13 protein-coding genes are annotated in these 18,179 nt (G+C 38.6%); 4 read left to right on the forward strand and 9 right to left on the reverse strand.

What is annotated here, in order from left to right; genetic code table 11:
• Position 1 precedes the first annotated feature (1 nt).
• Entirely contained in the window at positions 2 to 3,043 is a 3,042-nt protein-coding gene (locus tag WA1_RS53930) for an ABC transporter substrate-binding protein (protein WP_081403021.1), read from the reverse strand.
• Between the two features lie 29 nt (positions 3,044 to 3,072).
• Positions 3,073 to 4,359: an ATP-binding protein gene (locus tag WA1_RS38225; protein ID WP_017748051.1), complete on the reverse strand. Its 1,287-nt coding sequence runs from the start codon at positions 4,357 to 4,359 to the stop codon at positions 3,073 to 3,075.
• A gap of 893 nt (positions 4,360 to 5,252) precedes the next feature.
• Between WA1_RS38225 and WA1_RS38230 the strand changes: the two genes are divergently transcribed.
• The 4 genes from WA1_RS38230 to WA1_RS38250 all read left to right on the forward strand — a co-directional run bounded on the left by WA1_RS38230 (position 5,253) and on the right by WA1_RS38250 (position 9,509).
• Positions 5,253 to 6,884 carry an iron uptake porin gene (locus WA1_RS38230; RefSeq protein WP_017748052.1) on the forward strand — a complete coding sequence of 544 codons (1,632 nt, stop codon included), beginning with the start codon at positions 5,253 to 5,255 and terminating at the stop codon, positions 6,882 to 6,884.
• 157 nt (positions 6,885 to 7,041) lie between these two features.
• Positions 7,042 to 7,602, forward strand: a complete 561-nt coding sequence (locus tag WA1_RS38235) for a 5-formyltetrahydrofolate cyclo-ligase (RefSeq protein WP_017748053.1) — start codon at positions 7,042 to 7,044, stop codon at positions 7,600 to 7,602.
• A 48-nt stretch (positions 7,603 to 7,650) separates the two neighbouring features.
• Positions 7,651 to 8,580, forward strand: a complete 930-nt coding sequence (locus WA1_RS38240; RefSeq protein ID WP_017748054.1) for an RpnC/YadD family protein — start codon at positions 7,651 to 7,653, stop codon at positions 8,578 to 8,580.
• 473 nt (positions 8,581 to 9,053) lie between these two features.
• Positions 9,054 to 9,509, forward strand: coding sequence for a 5-formyltetrahydrofolate cyclo-ligase (locus WA1_RS38250; RefSeq protein ID WP_017748056.1), 456 nt, complete (start codon positions 9,054 to 9,056; stop codon positions 9,507 to 9,509).
• A gap of 65 nt (positions 9,510 to 9,574) precedes the next feature.
• On the opposite strand, the gene WA1_RS38255 is transcribed toward WA1_RS38250, so the two are convergent.
• The 7 genes from WA1_RS38255 to WA1_RS38290 all read right to left on the reverse strand — a co-directional run bounded on the left by WA1_RS38255 (position 9,575) and on the right by WA1_RS38290 (position 18,070).
• Positions 9,575 to 10,228: a Uma2 family endonuclease gene (locus WA1_RS38255; RefSeq protein WP_017748057.1), complete on the reverse strand. Its 654-nt coding sequence runs from the start codon at positions 10,226 to 10,228 to the stop codon at positions 9,575 to 9,577.
• A gap of 152 nt (positions 10,229 to 10,380) precedes the next feature.
• Positions 10,381 to 11,535: a hypothetical protein gene (locus tag WA1_RS38260; protein ID WP_017748058.1), complete on the reverse strand. Its 1,155-nt coding sequence runs from the start codon at positions 11,533 to 11,535 to the stop codon at positions 10,381 to 10,383.
• Positions 11,532 to 12,863, reverse strand: a complete 1,332-nt coding sequence (locus tag WA1_RS38265; RefSeq protein WP_017748059.1) for a F390 synthetase-related protein — start codon at positions 12,861 to 12,863, stop codon at positions 11,532 to 11,534. Before WA1_RS38265 ends, WA1_RS38260 begins: the two co-directional genes overlap by 4 nt.
• Positions 12,864 to 12,987: 124 nt before the next feature.
• The gene (locus WA1_RS38270; RefSeq protein ID WP_017748060.1) at positions 12,988 to 13,833 is read right to left on the reverse strand and encodes an MBL fold metallo-hydrolase; all 846 of its coding nucleotides are present in this window, start codon (positions 13,831 to 13,833) and stop codon (positions 12,988 to 12,990) included.
• A gap of 67 nt (positions 13,834 to 13,900) precedes the next feature.
• Positions 13,901 to 14,881 (reverse strand): NAD-dependent epimerase/dehydratase family protein, encoded by a 981-nt coding sequence (locus tag WA1_RS38275; protein ID WP_017748061.1) that lies wholly within the window; start codon positions 14,879 to 14,881, stop codon positions 13,901 to 13,903.
• Entirely contained in the window at positions 14,878 to 16,620 is a 1,743-nt protein-coding gene (locus WA1_RS60705) for an ATP-binding cassette domain-containing protein (RefSeq protein WP_026135171.1), read from the reverse strand. The genes WA1_RS38275 and WA1_RS60705 overlap by 4 nt, the downstream gene beginning before the upstream one ends.
• A gap of 427 nt (positions 16,621 to 17,047) precedes the next feature.
• Positions 17,048 to 18,070: an aromatic ring-hydroxylating oxygenase subunit alpha gene (locus WA1_RS38290; protein WP_017748064.1), complete on the reverse strand. Its 1,023-nt coding sequence runs from the start codon at positions 18,068 to 18,070 to the stop codon at positions 17,048 to 17,050.
• Between the last annotated feature and the right edge of the window lie 109 nt (positions 18,071 to 18,179).

The following is an 18,179-nucleotide window of genomic DNA, read 5'->3' on the forward strand; positions in this document are numbered from 1 at the left end:
CTTAAGGGGAACATTGTGGCTGCAAGCAGCTAAACTGACCTTTCACAAACGTAACAAGAATCGGTTTATTTTGGCGCTCTCCTTCGTGATTAAATTTGAGTACATCTCCTGATGTTTGCTTGGCGGAAAGATTTATCTTCCGCAGTTCCTGCAAAATAGTTGCTCTCGAAGGGTTGGAGCGCAGAGATTTGATAAAAGCTTGAGTTGCATCAAAGCTAGTTGCTGTACGCCAAGTAATCTTTTCTGTCCCATCTTCTGTCCTATCTCCTGTTCCATCTTTTGACCATAGTTGTTTTGCCTCCGAGGCAAAATTCTTTGATTGTGGTGCTTTCCTAAACCAAGGCACAACAATAACTAAGCCCTCAACAGCATTCCCTCCATCTTGTAATGTTTTCTGATTGTACAGACTCTCACCACCTAACAACTTTAGCCCTAACTTATTATTTGCATTGACTTTAGCAATCTCGAGCGCTACAGAAGTGTGATCTACATCTGAAAACAACATAACTGCCTGTACCTGTTGAGATACACTATCTTTAAGTTCTTGCTCGATATTCAGTTTTTCATCTGTCAAGTCTACCTTGCGAAAAATCCGCTCTTTATCTTTAAAGTTCTTGCTAAATTCTTCTCTGAAACTATTGCTATAAGGGTCGTTGGGATTATAAAAAATTACAACTTTCTTCAAAGCAACTCTTTGAGCGTATTCTGCTAATGTTTGAGCAGATGTTTCATCGGGAGGAGCCGTTCTAAAGAACACATTACCATCCAAAGTGTTGGCAGTGCTAGTGGAAGAAACAATCGGTATACCTTCTCGTTTGTATACAGGAAGAGCCGCTTGAGTCATTTTGCTAGAGCTATGCCCAATTATTCCTAGTACAGATTCATCCTTAACTAGTTGTCGAGCTATTTGTTTGGCTTGGTCTGGGTTGTTACCATCGTTGGCAATGACAATTTCCAATAATCTACCATTTAAACCACCCTCAGTATTAAATTGCTCTTGTGCTTGTGCGACTCCACGCAAAATTTGTTGAGATATGGATTTAGCATTGTCTGCAGGTACAACCACTGCTAAAGTTAAGGGATTACCCGTTTCGCGAGACTTGGCATTGTTGTGGTAAATTCGTACTTCTGGGTCTTTGCGATCGCGCTCTACAGCCTTTTGAAATAATTCAACCGCTTGGGAATAATTACTTTTTTGAAATGCGTCTATACCTCGATCGCGCTCAGGATTGGTGATAGAGAAAAAGAGTGTGCGCTCGCCACGACTAATTTTACTCTCAATATTGCCTGGACTTGATGTTGGTGTCGGTGTCGGAATTGGTATTGGTGTAGGCGTCGAAATTGGAACACAACTACCATTTACTTTCTGTTGACCTCCAGAACAGGAAGTGAAAATTTGATAAATACCAATACCACTCACAAGGGCAATCACTGCTGTAATTGTAGCCAATAGAACTGGTTGATTATTTAGTCTATGAGGTTTCACTGAGCGTTTCTCCACTTCTATTGAGATTAGTTGTTGTTTTTCCAGTTCAGTTTCAATTTTGCTAAGTTCCCGTTTTGCTGATTCCCTATCTGGAGCAATTTCTAAAACTCTCTCAAACTGAACTTTTGCCTTGATTAACTCTTGTTCTCCTATCAAATGTTTTCCATAAATTTCTAGTGCAAGCAAAAGCCCTTCTTTATTGCGTGTAGAATCTAGTTGGTAGGCTCGCTGATATAGTTCTAAGGCTTGGTCGAAATTTTTAGCCTCCAAGTATTTTTTAGCTAGAACAGGTAACGTACTAAAATGATTTGGGTTGAGTTGTAAGATTTTTTCATAATGGTCTATTAAATCTTGATTGTTACCACGACGATACAGTTCTGTTTCGTTTGCTAAAATGACATTAATTTCTTCTATCGCAATTTTCTCCAGTTCAGTTATCTCTTGTTCAAAGGGGTGATATTTTACTAACCAACGGCGAACTAATTCAACTTTTACTCGGCGCTCGGTATCATCTAAATAACCCTGTTTGGCTAGTTTTTGAGCAGCCTGAGTTAATAAATGTGTTGGAATAACTGCAGATCTGTTTAATAGCGTTAACGGGTCTTCTGGAAACTGTTTATTTTGCCCAATAGCTATTTTTTGAGCCTCTGCTACGGCTGAAAATACGACTTTTTCAGAGATAGACAGCCCATCCCAAAACCATGTTAATCCACCTGTAGCGCTTTCAATTGCTTTGTCTACAATATCTTGGACATCAGAAGGAGTCACGGTCGATTTTTCTTCAATTGTTGCTTGTATAAAGAGATTAAAGCAGATAACTTGGGTAAAATAGGGATGCCCTGCTGAGAGTTTCAAAATAGCTTTGATAGCATCCTCGTTATACTCCAACAGACCCTGCGCTGGTCTAGTAATGAGTCGTCTAGCACTTATCTCATTAAGTAAACCAATTTCTTGATATGGTGGGCTATTAAATAACTGAGACAGGTACTGAAAATCATCATTAGCCCGTCCTACTACTGGAATAAAAACTAATTTTGTTTGTTGCTTTAGCAGTGATTGTAAATATCTAAAAAAACTATTTGCCATATTTAATATCTCATCGTCGCTCCTGACAACATCAAATTCATCCAGTAATAGCACTAAATTTTTCTCACCTAACTTCTGAAAAACTTGTGGTAAAAAATGGTTAGAAAATATATTTATATTGTTTGTCAATTCTTCATGGGAAGGAATTGTTATAAGATTTGAATCTAGCTCTAAATCTTCTGCAATAGTTTCAGCTAAATTGTATAATATATCACTCAAAGAAGAATGACTGTGACCTTGCAAATCAAAAAAAACAAAGACAAACTCTTGGCAAGTAACTTGGTGGGGAATTTGTCTGAGTAAAGAGGATTTACCAATGCGCCGTTGACCGTGCAATAAGAGAAATTTTATATTCTCTTCGAGATTATCTTTAATAAACAGTAATAAATCTTCGCGGCCAAAAAATTTTTCCGGAGCATCAATTTGCTTACCGATTATGTAAGGATTTTTCCTAGTATTGATGTTCGTCATCTTCTTTCCACAGAGTTGTCTGGTTAACTTTAGATTAATCCTTTGGGGAACGCAGCTACTAACTTAGCAAACCATTCGATAGTAGATAGAACTTCATCTTTATGCTGCCAGATTGAGTTAATTTGACTGAGTTGTTTATGGCTTATTAATTTAAGAAATACCTTTTCTCTTTGTTGAATTAACGGAACATCAGTATTCCAAACTTCTTGAATTACCCATCGCTGCATCATTAAAGAAGCAAAGGAATATACGGTTTTCTCCTGCTCTTTTTTGCAAACAATCACACCTTGTTCTTCCAAGTTGGTCAATTCCCTTCCTCTTTGAGTAAATATCAGTTCAATATTACTCAAGTCAAAGTTTTTCTTCTTATGCAGACGACCATTTAAATGAAACAAAGCTAGCAACATCAAAAGACTCTGTTCTATTTCACTACACATACCCCAAGTAATTTGGAAAATATGCCTGGTACTTTTTTCAAAGTTTTTGATAAATTCTTGAACATCAGGAACTTTATTATTTTTTCTATCCGTTTCTAGCTGTGCGTATAACTGAAAACCAGCTATCTGTAGCAGAGTCGGATGTCCACCAGCGATTTCTTTAATTGCTTCTCGTAATTCTAGTGTCATTGGCATGACACCCAGTAATTGTTCAATTTCTCTGTCATTCAATAGCTTGAGGTGCTGAAACAGATAGTGGTTATACCACGGGGAAGCGTTGGGATTGAGTTTTGGACCGAGTTCACTTAAGCGCTTGAGTGAGGTCACAACCATTGCGAGAGATTTACCTCCAGGAGAAGCAACAGCCAAACTACGGCACTCGCTCAAGAATTGTTGCATATTTGCTTCGGTATATTCCTTATTTTCTTGCAAGGCTACATCAAAGTCGTTGACTAGCAGCACCAAGAATTTACCTTTTTTACCAAGCCTCTGCAATATTTTGTTGAGGCTATCTTTTGTTGTTTGCCCTTGTACCAAGATCTGCTCAATTTCAGCCTGCAATATAGGTTCACTCTCCAAGTTATCTTTCATAACACTCAATACTTCTCGCCAAAAACCTGAAGGAGTGAAAGGTTGGATATTCTCACAACTGAGAAGAGCAATTACAGCTTTTGATGGATCTAATCTATGTTCTTGCCAAACTGCGGGTGAAGCCAGTAAATCTAAGAAAGAAGATCTACCCATTCCTGGCCCAGCCCAAATAGCTAAGTGACCGCGCTGAGAGATTTGATCGAATGAAACTGCTATTTCATATTTCCGTCCTACAAAAAATTTTGAGGGAACTGGCTTTTTTGGGAAAAAGGGATTGTTTGATATCATGAATCTCTAAGCTTGTTATACATATTGGGAGCATCCAGTTTCGGAAGAAACATAATTCTTTGACGCCAGAACCAGGACTATATCCTTTGTCTAAACAAATCGATCTGCCAAAAGTGGATGCTCCCTAGATATTTTTAAGGATCGCTTCTTTCTAGACGTTCCTGATTTATCCAGGACTGACGTACTTTACAATCACGCTTAAATCTCAATCATGAAAGCGTTTTTTGCTTATCAAAACCACAGAAAGCTTTTGATAAATATCTCTGTCCGTAAATTTTTAATGACTACATTATTGTGTTTGAAAAATATTACTGGCTTTATGTATTAGATAACCCTTTATTTGTCTATTTACGTAAATTTTCTGTGAAGTTTCTGTGAATTTTAGATTTTTTATAAGTATTTTCACGTTGATATAAAGTTCTAGAGCGCCAGTACATGAATAACAATTAGGGCAAAAAGGGCTTGATTTCACCTCCTATTTTCCCTTAATCGAGCAGTTTTGAGAGTGTAGCAACAAAAAGTATCAGATCTTGCGATTTTTACTACGACCACGAATATTAAGATTCCTGTTTTCATCTAAATCTATTACATCCATCCAAGGTAATAATTGTATTATATCTCAGGAAATAGTTATAATTTTCACTAAAGATTGGGTGCTTCTCTATACACAACACTACAAGGAGAAGTTATTGCACAGTAGAACATGGCTGGTATCAAGCTTCATGAGCCGCTTTCATTACATTAACACGTGGGTCAAGAAGCTCCTGTACGTTCGCTCCCATATCTGATATTTTTCAGGCATTAGCAAGGTTCGATACTCAATTATTGAGAAACCTAGACATCAAAGATGGACGAAAAGGTTTCTACAAAATAATTATTTTCAGTAGAAAAATATGTTTAGTTTTTTCAAAGCTTCTATAGGTTTAGGTTCTGCTGTCTTGATTTTGATTTTGGTGCTAACTCAGATTGCAAGGGTTAAGGCTGAAGAGGCGATATCTGGTAACAATCCACCAGAAGTTTTGACAACTGACAAAAGCACTGATTCCCTTCAGCAAGTTAATCAATACGTTCAAATGAGTTCAGCACAAGTCACTTCAGTTTCTCAGCTTTCTGATGTGCAACCGACTGACTGGGCATTTCAAGCGTTACAGTCTCTAGTTGAGCGTTATGGCTGTATTGCTGGATATCCCAATGGTGGTTTCAAAGGGAATCGCGCCATGACTCGCTTTGAGTTTGCTACTGCATTAAACACCTGCTTAGACAGAGTTAATCAACGAATTGCTGTTGATACCGCAGGGACGGTTGCCAAAGAAGATTTGGCGACTGTGCAAAAGCTGCAAGAGGAATTCACAACAGAACTTGCCACCCTGCGGGGTAGAGTTGATGTTTTGGAAGCACATACCGCACAGCTAATGACACAAGAGTTTTCTACAACCACGGAACTCAATGGTCAGTTAATATTTGCTGCTGTAGATGCTTTTGGAGATGCTAGCCGTGGTGGAAATGGAGATAATAGCAACCCCACATTTTCTAGTCGGTTACGCCTCAACTTTAGAGCGAGCTTTACCGGAAAAGATAAGTTCCTGGCACGAATTCAAGCAAGTAGTGTTAATAATCCGTCTGCACCCGGAAATGAAGCTCGCTTAAGTTTCCAATCTGGTAGTAATTCAACTAATGATGCTTTGCTTAGTAAGCTTCATTATAGTTTTCCTATAGGTGATACAGTAAATGTTCTGGTTGCTACAGGCTTTAATACTTACTTTGATGATGGGGATGTAGTTAACCCTCTAAAAAACGATGGAGATGGTGCCATTTCTCGTTTTGGTCGATACAACTCTATCTACCGCCTGGGTGGAGATACGGGTGTAGTTGTGACTTTTGAGCCTAAGCCTAATACGAATATCAAAGCAGAGGTGATGTATCTAGCGAAAAATACCAACAACCCTGCTAGCGGCTTATTTAACGGTAACTATGGTGCATTGGGACAGATTATAATCTTTCCAAATAAAAAAGATACAGGTACCAAAATTGCCTTCACTTACGTCAATGCTTATAACGACGACGGTTTAGGACATAATACTGGCAGTTTATCATCAAACTTGGGAGGCAGAAAAGTTTCTTCTAATTCCTATGGTATTGAAACGAATGTAAAAATTACTAATGGTTTTCAACTTGGTGGATGGGTAGGCTATACGAATGCACGAGCGCTGACTGGAGAAGTGAAAGGCAATGCTAATATCTGGAACTGGGCTATTACCTTAGCCTTCCCTGATTTGGGCAAAAAGGGGAATTTGGGAGGGATGATCATCGGGATGCAGCCTAAATTGACTGGTACTTCAGCACCCTTATCAGACTTACCTCGCCGCGATCCAGATACTGGGTTTCACATTGAAGGGTTTTATCGGTATAAAATCAACGAAAAAATCAGCATTACTCCAGGTTTTATTTGGCTGACAGCACCAAATCATGATAATCAGAATGACGACATTTTTTTAGGAGTAGTTAGGACTACCTTCGAGATCTGAACAAAGACTCAAAGCATAAGTCATAGATTTATCTTTAATGCAATGTATAGGAAGTATTAAGTTAGGTTGAGGGGGTTACTTTCCATGTTTGACCGATAAATAGTTGTATATTGGGGTACAAGTTGGAGATGAAATTGCTGTGGTGTGAGATTTTTAAATGGAAAAAACGGAATTAAGGCGATCGCTCCTCAAAAAACGTCAGTCCATGTCTGTAGCAGAGTGGAAACAAAAGAGCGATCGCATTTGCCAAAACCTCCTACAGTCATCTATTTTTGCTCAGTCAAAAACAATACTTGCTTATTTCAGCTTTCGCCAAGAACCAGATCTCAGCTTTCTATTTACAGACACTTCTCACTATTGGGGATTTCCTCGGTGCGTTGATAATGAACTAAGCTGGCATTATTGGAAACCCAACGAGCCTGTAAAAACTGGTACTTACGGAATTATGGAACCATCACCTAACGCTCCTACCATAAACCCTATGGAAGTGGATTTAATTCTTGTACCCTGTGTTGCTTGTGACTATCAAGGTTATCGCTTGGGTTATGGCGGTGGATATTATGACCGATTGTTGAGTTCTGCTGAGTGGGAAAAAAAGCCAACCATAGGAATTGTATTTGAATTTGCTTATCTGCCCCAATTACCTGTAGACCCTTGGGATAAGCCTTTACAAGGAGTTTGTACAGAAATAGATTTAGACACTCCGGAATTTAACTGAAATAATAGTATATTTAATCACTACTAAACCGGAGTGCAGAGAACAGTTGTGACAGAGCCACAAGCAAACTATGACTCGCCTTGGAAAGAGGCGCTAGAACTCTACTTTGAAGCATTTATTGAATTTTTCTTCCCCCAAGCTCATCGAGAAATTGATTGGCAACGGGGTTATGAGTTTTTAGACAAAGAATTTCAGCAGATCGTCAAAGAAGCAGAAGTTGGTAAACTTTTTGTAGACAAGCTAGTCAAAGTCTGGCGACGAGATGGAGAACAAGCGTGGGTATTGATCCACGTAGAAATACAGAGTCAGGTGGATTCAAATCTTGCCAAGCGTATATATCAGTATCACTACCGAATTTTTGACCGCTATAACCAACAAGTGGTAAGTCTAGCAGTATTGGGAGACACGCAAGCTTCTTGGCGACCACAACAGTACAGCTATGAACTTTGGGGTTGTCAGATGAGTCTGAAGTTTCCCAGCGTGAAGCTATTAGACTACGAAACACAATTGACAACATTAGAACAGAATCCAAACCCCTTTGCTGTGTTAGTCATGGCACACTTGCGAACTCAAGCCACGACTCAAGATTCACAAGGGCGATTGCAATGGAAGTTGAGTTTGATAAGGCAGTTGTATGAGTTAGGGTACACTAGAAACAAAATCCTTCAGTTGTTCCGATTAATTGATTGGATGATGGCTTTGCCGGAGGAACTGGAGCGAGTCTTTGATAATGAAATGAATCGTTACGAGGAAGAAAAGAAAATGCCATACATCACCAGTGTCGAGCGGGTTGGAATGTTAAAAGTGCAACGAGAAGCCGTGATTGATGTTTTAACCACAAGGTTTGAAGAAGTGCCACCAGAGTTAATGGACCAAATTGACAACTTGTACGATATGCCTTTTCTCAAGCAACTGCTTAAGCAAGCAATTACTATTAGTTCGCTAGAGGAATTTCAGCAGCTACTGACACAAAATTGATTGCGCTGTAAGAATCCCAATTTCTCGAAGAAGTCGGGATTCGGAAATCAGGATTGAACCAAAAGCGAGTTATCAATAATTTGACATCAATTCTCTTCAAATTATAGTTTTGGTATTCTCGCAGATAGAAGTGGCTGTTAGGTTTGGAGATCGCACCACTTCAAAAGAACTTGGTTTCCAGGTATTAAGTATTGCTCTGATGGACTCTAAATCATTTAAATATTCATTGACTTCTATTCTCTGCTTCTCAAGCATGGCAATAATTTCAGGAGCCTCTACTTCCTTTATTGCTCGCCACTTCAATATAGAATCAAATTGAGACTGAAATCTATTAATATTGCTCCAATGATGGCATTTAAAAAGGTGCTTTTACCTGCTTTCATTGCTGCAATCACTGCAACATGATATTTTTGTGCTGTTGGTAGATATTTGAGGAACTGAGAGAATGCGATCCGGGTATAAAATGGCTGTGTGTGAAGTCATCTATTTTTGCTCAGTCAAAAACAATACTTGCTTATTTCAGCTTTCGTCAAGAACCAGATCTCAGCTTTCTATTTACAGACACTTCTCGCTGTTGGGGATTTCCTCGGTGCGTTGATAATGAACTAAGCTGGCATTATTGGAAACCCAACGAGCCTGTAAAAACTGGTACTTACGGAATTATGGAACCATCACCCAACGCTTCCACCATAAACCCTATGGAAGTGGATTTAATTCTTGTACCCTGTGTTGCTTGTGACTATCAAGGTTATCGCTTGGGTTATGGCGGTGGATATTATGACCGATTGTTGAGTTCTGCTGAGTGGGAAAAAAAGCCAACCATAGGAATTGTATTTGAATTTGCTTATCTGCCCCAATTACCTGTAGACCCTTGGGATAAGCCTTTGCAAGGAGTTTGTACAGAATTCAGCCACAAGCCTACCTGCTAAGCCATAGAGTAACAAGTTTACAGCCAGCAGTGGTTTGCGTCCTAGTTAGCATTATCTGTTTCCGTCTAGGAATTTATCTGCTTTCTAAGCTCTCTTAGAACTTTACTGCTACCTTCTTGAAACGCCTGCTTTACCAACTTAGGAATTAACTCAAGAATTGGTAAGTCGGGAAAGGTAGGGCTGGTATTAGATTCTACGTATTTGCCATTTGTGAGGACATTAATCGTAAATTTTTCCTGAGTATAGATCCAGACTTCAGGAACTGCTAAAGCTTCGTAGGCATCAAGGGTAGTACTAGAAGTTACATCCGCTTCAATTGCCAAGTCAGGCGGTGGATCGATTGTCAGATCGATTTTCATACGATCGCGAACTTTACGAGCATTTTGAATGTAAAAACAGGTATCGGGTTCAAGTCCTACAGCATTTGCTTGTTTTCTAAATGTCGTTGAGCCAAAATCTTCCCAATCTTGCTCTTGGACATCAAGCAAAATTTTCACGATATCTCCAATAATTCTATGGGGTCTTTCATGAGCAGGTAGGGGTGACATTATTTCTAAAATTCCTTGGCTGTAAGCAATTCTAGTTTTTATTCCCGTTGTTTCTCTTTCCTCCAAAATGGCTTCAAATTGCTCCCAGGTTATATCATGGATGGCGATCGTACTACCTGGGTTTAACTGAATATTTTTGATAGGAATTGTGACGGATGTTGCAGCTGCCATAAACTTGAATCTGACTATTATCGACGATCTTAATACCAATTCAAAAAATTTTTGCTGTTCATTAAGACACAGCCTTTTGCAGGGTATTAGCCCACCACTGACACAGAACGGGCGAGACGCCCGTACCACAACCACAAGAGTGCTGAAAACTTCTATAACTTATATTTCCTCATCAATGGTACAGCCATTTTATTAACCAACACTCCCAAAAATCGCCATACCAGTTGTCGCCACCAAGGTAAATGCTGATAAAAAACAGCACTGTACTCAATATTACTAATAAATCCTCTAAATCTTTTAAAAGAAGCTGCACCAGAACTTTGATGTAATATGATGCCTTTTTCTATAGCTTCTACTGTTAATAGAGCCGATAACATTCGATATAACCCAACTTCTTGGGGTAAGGTCGTGTCATATCCTAAAATTGGTGTAGTCATCACTCCATTGACTTCATAGAACCCGATCGCTCCATCAATTTTTCCCGCTTTTCTCAAGGCTTTGATTTGTAAAGCTTTATTTTCCAGAGCCAGTGCTAAGAAGCGATCGTTAAACTGAGGGTTGTGATAAGAGTATTTTTCTAAATACAAAGCATTATACAATTCTACCAATCGGGGAATTTCTTCAGAAGAAATTTGACTGCTATCAATTACCTCATAACCTTGCTGCTGAATGAGGTTTAAATCTTGCTTTAATCGCCACCTCATTTTTGACCGCATTGCCGATTGGTCTTTGGGATTAAAAAGGTAAATTTGCCTGCTACCTATCATGTGATAGCCGTTGTTTTTAAAGGCATTGAATAAGTCATCGCTAACAAAAGTATTAATAGAACGAGAAATTATAGCATGAGTTGGAAAATGTTTTTTTAAATATTTAGTAATTTCAGTAATTTGTTCTGAAGATAAATTTGGATATAAATTTGTTGAGAGTAGTAAATTATGGACAATAACCACTCGATTGATTTGACCCCAATTTAACAAGAAACCAAATATATTTATGATAATTTCTAAGATTTTTTCAAAAAAAGGATTTTCTAAAGTTTTCAGTTCTTCTTTAGAATAAGTTACATAATGATTGTAAGGAGAACACACATAGCAGTTTTCTAATTCTTTGGAATTAACGGTAACTGGTAAAACCAGGTCATCGATCGCCAGTGCTAAAAGCTGAGTATTGACATTATTGATAAAGTAGGATGAACCAGCTTTCATCATAGGTAACCAATAGTTTTTCGCTAGGATGGCTACTTCTGAGTTGGAATAAGATAAGTTATCTATTGTATCTTTATCGTAAAGATGAATTTCAGCATTCATAATTTGGTATCTACAGAAAATTCTCGTTGAACGCGTCGGAGTTTTTTATGATGTACGGTGCTTGTTTCGTATTCTTTATAACAAATTTCTGGAATTTGGCAATGTTTTTGTTCAAATAACTCTAGTAAATTTTTATAAACTATTGCTTGACTCTCTTGGCGGAATGCTGAAGGCACTTTTAAAGAAATTTCTATAAGGCTAGGGCTTTTCTGAACGACTGCGTATTCTTGAATGTTCTCTGAAGAAACAATAATTGCCCTGCGAATAAAATCTGGAAATAATGGTACTAATTTTTCTTCATTTTTGTGAGGTAAATAAAAAATATCATCCCGACGCCCTTCAACATTATGGATGGCTGTTAGAACTGAACCACACGGACAAGGTTTTTGACATTCAGTTAAAATATCATCGAGTCGATAACGAATAATCGGTTGGGTTTTGCGGTTAAAGTCAGTGATAATTGGCATGAATTTACCCGCATTGCGATCGATATACTCTTTTTGAATCGCTAAAATATCTTCATTGAGGTGTAAAGTACCATATTCACAAGTTCTCCCTAAAAATCCTTCAGTACATTGGTAGAGTTGATGAACTATTTGCTGAAAACAATGACTAATATAAGATTCATCTAAAGGATCTAAAACTTCTGCAACTGAGACAACTCTAATGGGTGTTATCTTTAAATTTCCTTGGACTCGAGCATCTGCTAATAGACGTAGCATAGATGGTGGTGCTACGAGAATACTTGGTGCATATTGATTTAACCGTTCAGTATGACTTTCAACGGAATTGAATAAATCAAAATATTCAAACTGGATGCGTTGTCGGTTAACCGTTTCATAAAGATTGCTATTTGATCGAAGAAAAAAAGCAATACGTTGGGGAGTCAAAATTGATTGGGGTAGTGCTTTTGCTAAAATCGTACCAGCCCAAGCTTGCTGTTCTTTTTGACTGACTATAAACAAGCCGCGATTACCACTTGTTCCGGAAGAAAGACCAACAGTGAAGCCTCGAAGTGTTGAGTTAAAGTTTCGTGTTTTCTCTGCTTCTAACGCCAGTGTTAGCGCTTCTGCTTTTTTGATACCTACTGTATTCAGTTGGTCAAAATTAGCCATCATGATCGCTTTATCAATGATGGGAAATTCTTGCCAGTTATGAAGGTTTAACCCTTGGTAGGAATTACGGTAAAAGGGGGATTTTGGTAGGATTTCTTGGAGGAATTTCTGGACTTTTGTGTCTTGCCATGTTAGTAGTGATTCACGGTTGCGGAAGGGTTGTCTGTATTTTGTTTGTAGGTAATACCTAAGGATTCTGAAAAGACTATTCATTGTATTTGAATGATAATTTTTTGAACCACAAAGACGCAAAGAGCGCAAAGAGAAGAAGAGGAGTTTTAAGATTACTACTCTTCTTTTCCTCTTTCTTCGTGCTCTTTGCGTCTTTGCGGTTGATTTAAGTAATTTTGGGAGGGGAAAGGATCTGCCAAGTATCTGCACAATGGGTGGGAATAATCTTGAGAGTTGGGTTTAACTTATGTAGTTGATGAATTCTTTGCAATGTATCTACATACTGGCGCTTATTGGAAAAGATAAGATTGGTTATGGGATGGGGTTGAAGGAATTCTTGATAAGCACGGCTTAACCAACAAGCATCGGCAATGAGAAAATAATCTTGATGGTCAGCATCTGTAAAAAATAATCCAAGTTGACCAGTTGCATGTCCGGGTAATTCAACGCCTATGAGGGTACTGTCTCCGAATAAATCAAATCCAGTCTTGAAACTATCATACTCTGGTGGTAATGATATTGTTTTTTTCTCCTCGACAAATACGACCCGTTGCTCAAAATCTGGCGGTAGCAACCCAGGTAAAAAACCTGCTTTGAGTGCTGCTATATTGCGGAGAGATTTGACAGCTTTATATGCCGATTTAAAACAGATAAATTGAGCATTTGGAAAGTCTCGCAAGCCGCCGATATGATCTGCGTGAAAGTGAGAAATAATGATATACCGAACAGTTTCTGGAGAAACACCATATTTTGTTAATTGACGGACTGCGCTATCTTCTGGCTGTAAATATACTGGCGTCGTTAGGGCGTAAAGACTAAAGGGAAAAGAGTGAGTTTCTTGGAAGAATCGGTCTGAATAGCCAGTATCAAACAAAATAGCGCCAAATTTTGGGTGTGATATGAGGGCAAAAATTGATGGAAAATTAGCAGTTTTCCAACGTCCGTCTCGGATAACGATCGCTTCAGGATGGGTACAATACCCTGCTTGAAAAAACTTCACTTTAACAGACATTATCTGATTTTGGATGCGTGGATTTTGGATTGGTTATTCAATGTTGGGTTTCGTTCCTCAACCCAACCTACTTCCACCATTGGGCAAAAATATTTAATCCTTCTTCAAGACTGACTCTTGGTTGATAGCCTAATTCTGTTCTTGCTGCTGTAATATCTAATGTTTGGCTAAAAGCTAATACTCCAACTTTATAGCGTGTGAGTATCGGTTCTTTTCCCAATAAAATAGTTTTTGATAAGAATTCCATTGCTGTGGCTGCTAGGTTGGCAGTTTTATAGGGGATGGGTTTGAATTTCAGGGGATAACCAAGTTGATGAGACAGCATTTCTAGCAAATTTCTCAACTCCATTGGTTGTCCGTTGGTAATGTTAAATTTTTTACCTAATAAAGTATCTGGGGCATTTTGACAAAGCAACAAAGCATCAACGACATTGTCAACATAGGTCACATCAATGCAAGCTTTACCTTGATTAATTAAAGGAATACCAGTACGCGAACTGGCTTGAAGCAATCTTGGAAAAATAGCTGTGTCGCCAGGACCAACAATGCTGCGAGGTCGGATGGTTATGACGGGTAAACCTTGCTGGTGTGCGCGGTCAATTTCTTGTTCTGCTAAAAGTTTTGTTTCAGCGTAGGCGTTAGCTGGTATCTTGGGCAATGGGTCGGTTTCAGAAATGTTAAAGCGATCGCAAAAATTAAAATAAATACTGGGAGTTGAAACGTGAATCAGTCTTTTGACTCTCGATTCCTGACAACCTTGGATAATATGGCGAGTTGCTAAAACATTAGAATCATAAAAATCCCGGTATTTTCCCCAAGGTGATGATAGGGCTGCACAATGAAACACGTAATCCTGTCCCTGACACGCTGCAATTGTTGCTTCTTTGTCTCGCAAATCAACTGGCAAAAATTTGAATCCCTCTGCTTCCAACTGTTTCCCAATTTTTTGATTGCGCCCTAATATACTGACGTTATGACCGAGGGATTGCAGCCTCAGCGCCAGATGCTTTCCTAAAAAGCCAGTACCACCAGTCACAAGAACATTCATATCAGTTTTCCATAATCTAGCTTAAGAATCCTATCAGCCAGATGAAAATAACGGTCATCGTGGCTAATCGCCAGCACTGTTTTACCTTTACTTTTCAGTTCTGGTAGCAACTGAGTGTAAAAGATTTCTTTAAATACAGGGTCTTGATCTGACGCCCATTCGTCAAATACATAAAAAGGACGGTCTTCTAAGTAAGCAGTCAGCAAAGCAAGGCGTTTGCGCTGTCCTTGGGACAAAGCAGTTGTCGAAAACTTTCCTTCCTTGACTTTTACCTTGCTGTCAAGGTGGAGTTTAACAAGGTAATCCTGTATCTGGTTATCCAGTTTGGCGCAATCTAAACCTAGCAATTTATCAAAAAGATAAAAGTCGGAAAAAACCGCAGAAAAGTGTTGGCGATACCAGTCTCTATTTTGGTCGTCAACAAGCTTACCATCAACAAAGATTTTCCCTGTCTCTGAAATGTACAGCCCAGTAATCAGTTTAGCAAAAGTGGATTTACCGCTACCATTTCCTCCCACCAAAAATACCAATTCTTTAGGGAAAAAAGTTAAATCAATTGAACCAAGAGTAAAATAGTTATCCTCTTGTTCTCCACAGTAAGCATGGGAAAGGTTTTCAATTTTTAACTGCTCAAATTTAACAGGAGATGTTGTCTGAGAAGTTTTGGGCGAATATAATTCGCTACTATACAATCGAAGTCCGCCTGCGCGGACTAATGAATTTAACCCGCGCAGGCGGGTTTTGCTTGTATAGCCACGAATTCTATTCGTCGAGGCTTGTACGCAATCAGATTTCTCCGACATTTCCTCAGAACGGCTAGCCAATGCTAGGTTCATGGATTCAATCTTTTGTAAAGCAATACTAGCTTTGCTTAAACGAGGGAGTATGGTTGTGATAGCATCTAAAGCAACTACCAAAAAAATGATAGTCAAAGCATAGCCAGACAAAATACTTTGGTCAATTTGCATCACTCTTGGTAATCCAAAATCAACCAATCCAATAACAGTAAATAACAAAAGTTGACTCCAAGTTAAACCAATAGTAAAGGAAGTCATTCCATCAATGTTATAACGACGGGAACGACCAATAGTGCATTCTAGTTCTTCAGCAAAGAAAGCTTCACGTCTTCTTTGGTTCAGCTTGAGTTCTTTAATCCCCTCAGTAATAGCGTGAAAGTGACTAAAAAGTTTATCTTGTTCCGCACGCGCAAGTTCTAAAGATTGTTTGGCTTTTCGAGTGACTATCTCATAGCTCAAGATTGCTGTAACTAAAAAAACAACAAACCCTAAAAAGACTATCCAAGAAAGATATATCAGATAAACTAAACAACCCAAGACCACAGCGATCGCAATACAGAGGCTGGGAATAAAAGCCACAGCATCCGAAACCGCTTGTACATCATCTGTTAAGGTAGCCAGCAAACGCGAACTTCCTAACTCTTCTATATAGCGTAAAGGTGATGACACAATCCGACGACACAACAGCAGTCGAGTATCGAATATGACTTTCTGGGAAAGACGAATTAAACATAATTCGGAGATAAATCGGCTTGTGACTGCTATCAAAACAAGCCCGATAAAACTCCAGATGAGAACGGATGAAAAAGTTTTGTTGCTGTTAATAGCACTGTTAATTAAAGCAATAATTCTAGCACTACAAGCACCACTGACTAAACCTGCAAATATTGCGATCGCTACAATTATTCTGGATGAGTTTAAAAGAAGATAGATTACATTCATTGTAAGGGTGATAGATTAATAAGCTCACGCAAAGGCTTTTGATCCTACTAATACTGTTAAAGTGACGTAATTTTGATTCAGGCGATAATTCCTCATCTTTCTCCTCTGCGCTCTGGAGCGTTGATTCAAAAAACATTTTAACCGCACCAGACGCAGAGTATGCAGAGTTACTCCTATCCCGCTTAAAGATTACCAAGTTAAATGAACCGCAAAGACGCAAAGAGCACGAAGAAAGAGGAGAAGAAGATAGGTAATCTTATGGCGGAAAGGGAGTAAGATTTTTCATAAATGATTCATGACTCCTACAGAATGAAAATACTATAGCCATCCTAAATCATTTGTAAAATTCTCTCCTCTCTCTTTTCTTTGCGCTCTTTGCGTCTTTGCGGTTAATAATTTTTATAACTCAAACAGGACTGTTATATATTTAAACCTTCATCTTAATTGTTTTCTCAAAAAATGGTGACTGATTTTGATTTTCTCCTTGTTTTAACAAATACAAAATATGAGGTTTAAGAACATCAATTTCTGTCAATACAAAGTCTTCTCCTTGAAACTGATTGATATTCCAAGTCTGTAATTGTAAAATTGCCTTATCTTGTCGTGCAGCTTGCTCAAAAAGTGGTTGGGCAATAACTTTTAAAAACCAGTTGGGTAACCAAGAGCGAAACGTAACAATACTATATGCTCTCGTTAATTTTTCTTTAACGGGAGTTAAGAAAAGAGAAATAAATAATCTATTGCGATCGCTATCTGTACGATATTCTAATTGAGCAATACTCGGCAAAATAAAGCGACCGATAGAAATCACTTTGTTACATCCCGGCGCTAATAATTTGTAAATTAAACCAGAAATAGTTTCTTCATTTAGGTAAACTGCTTCTACCATGTTCTCAGAGCGAGTTATTTTAACAGTAATTTCTTTGCGTTGGTTATCTGTCCTAATTAACCCAGAGTGAACAAAGTGAGTATGAGTTGCATCCAGAAAATTTTCGGCTGCATTTTCCAAGGTTGTTTCACATTCCATTTGTCTGCTAAATGTGGAAAACCCTTTTTGCCTTAAATAAGGAAATTCATAAGGCTGAGATTTGGGTAATTCATCAGCTTGACAATAAACCCAAATAAAACCATCTTGCTCAATAACAGGATAAGCAACAGCATTTCTCCGCCGATCTTCATTGCGATCGCAAAGCCCCGGTACTTCCCGACAAACACCTTGCTCATCAAAGCACCAACCATGATATTTACAAATAAGATAGTTATTTTTCACCCAACCTTGTGAAAGAGGAACATTGCGATGCGGACATTTATCCAACAAAGCACAAGGCTTACCATCGATCCCTCGAAAAATAGCTAAAGGAATACCCAATACAGTTCTTCCTATTGGCTTTTGACCTAACTCACCAGAAGCACACGCTATATACCAATTTCTCAACAAAAAATCCTCCATCACCCTCCCCTCTTTTAATAATAGGGTCGCGCAAGATGCTCATCCCACAAGAAACAGAAATTCATGCATTTGTGGGGTGGGCGTCCCGCCCGCCCTTTTGACTGTTGCA

The sequence above is a fragment of the Scytonema hofmannii PCC 7110 genome (assembly GCF_000346485.2).
Taxonomy (GTDB): Bacteria; Cyanobacteriota; Cyanobacteriia; order Cyanobacteriales; family Nostocaceae; genus Scytonema; species Scytonema hofmannii.

Excerpts from the sequence above, each read along its gene's own strand:
- WA1_RS38230 (WP_017748052.1), top strand. The coding sequence starts at position 5,253 with ATGTTTAGTTTTTTCAAAGCTTCTATAGGTTTAGGTTCTGCTGTCTTG.
- WA1_RS38265 (WP_017748059.1), bottom strand. The coding sequence starts at position 12,863 with ATGAATAGTCTTTTCAGAATCCTTAGGTATTACCTACAAACAAAATAC.
- WA1_RS60705 (WP_026135171.1), bottom strand. The coding sequence starts at position 16,620 with ATGAATGTAATCTATCTTCTTTTAAACTCATCCAGAATAATTGTAGCG.
- WA1_RS38235 (WP_017748053.1), top strand. The coding sequence starts at position 7,042 with ATGGAAAAAACGGAATTAAGGCGATCGCTCCTCAAAAAACGTCAGTCC.
- WA1_RS38290 (WP_017748064.1), bottom strand. The coding sequence starts at position 18,070 with ATGGAGGATTTTTTGTTGAGAAATTGGTATATAGCGTGTGCTTCTGGT.
- WA1_RS38260 (WP_017748058.1), bottom strand. The coding sequence starts at position 11,535 with ATGAATGCTGAAATTCATCTTTACGATAAAGATACAATAGATAACTTA.
- WA1_RS53930 (WP_081403021.1), bottom strand. The coding sequence starts at position 3,043 with ATGACGAACATCAATACTAGGAAAAATCCTTACATAATCGGTAAGCAA.
- WA1_RS38275 (WP_017748061.1), bottom strand. The coding sequence starts at position 14,881 with ATGAATGTTCTTGTGACTGGTGGTACTGGCTTTTTAGGAAAGCATCTG.
- WA1_RS38225 (WP_017748051.1), bottom strand. The coding sequence starts at position 4,359 with ATGATATCAAACAATCCCTTTTTCCCAAAAAAGCCAGTTCCCTCAAAA.
- WA1_RS38255 (WP_017748057.1), bottom strand. The coding sequence starts at position 10,228 with ATGGCAGCTGCAACATCCGTCACAATTCCTATCAAAAATATTCAGTTA.
- WA1_RS38270 (WP_017748060.1), bottom strand. The coding sequence starts at position 13,833 with ATGTCTGTTAAAGTGAAGTTTTTTCAAGCAGGGTATTGTACCCATCCT.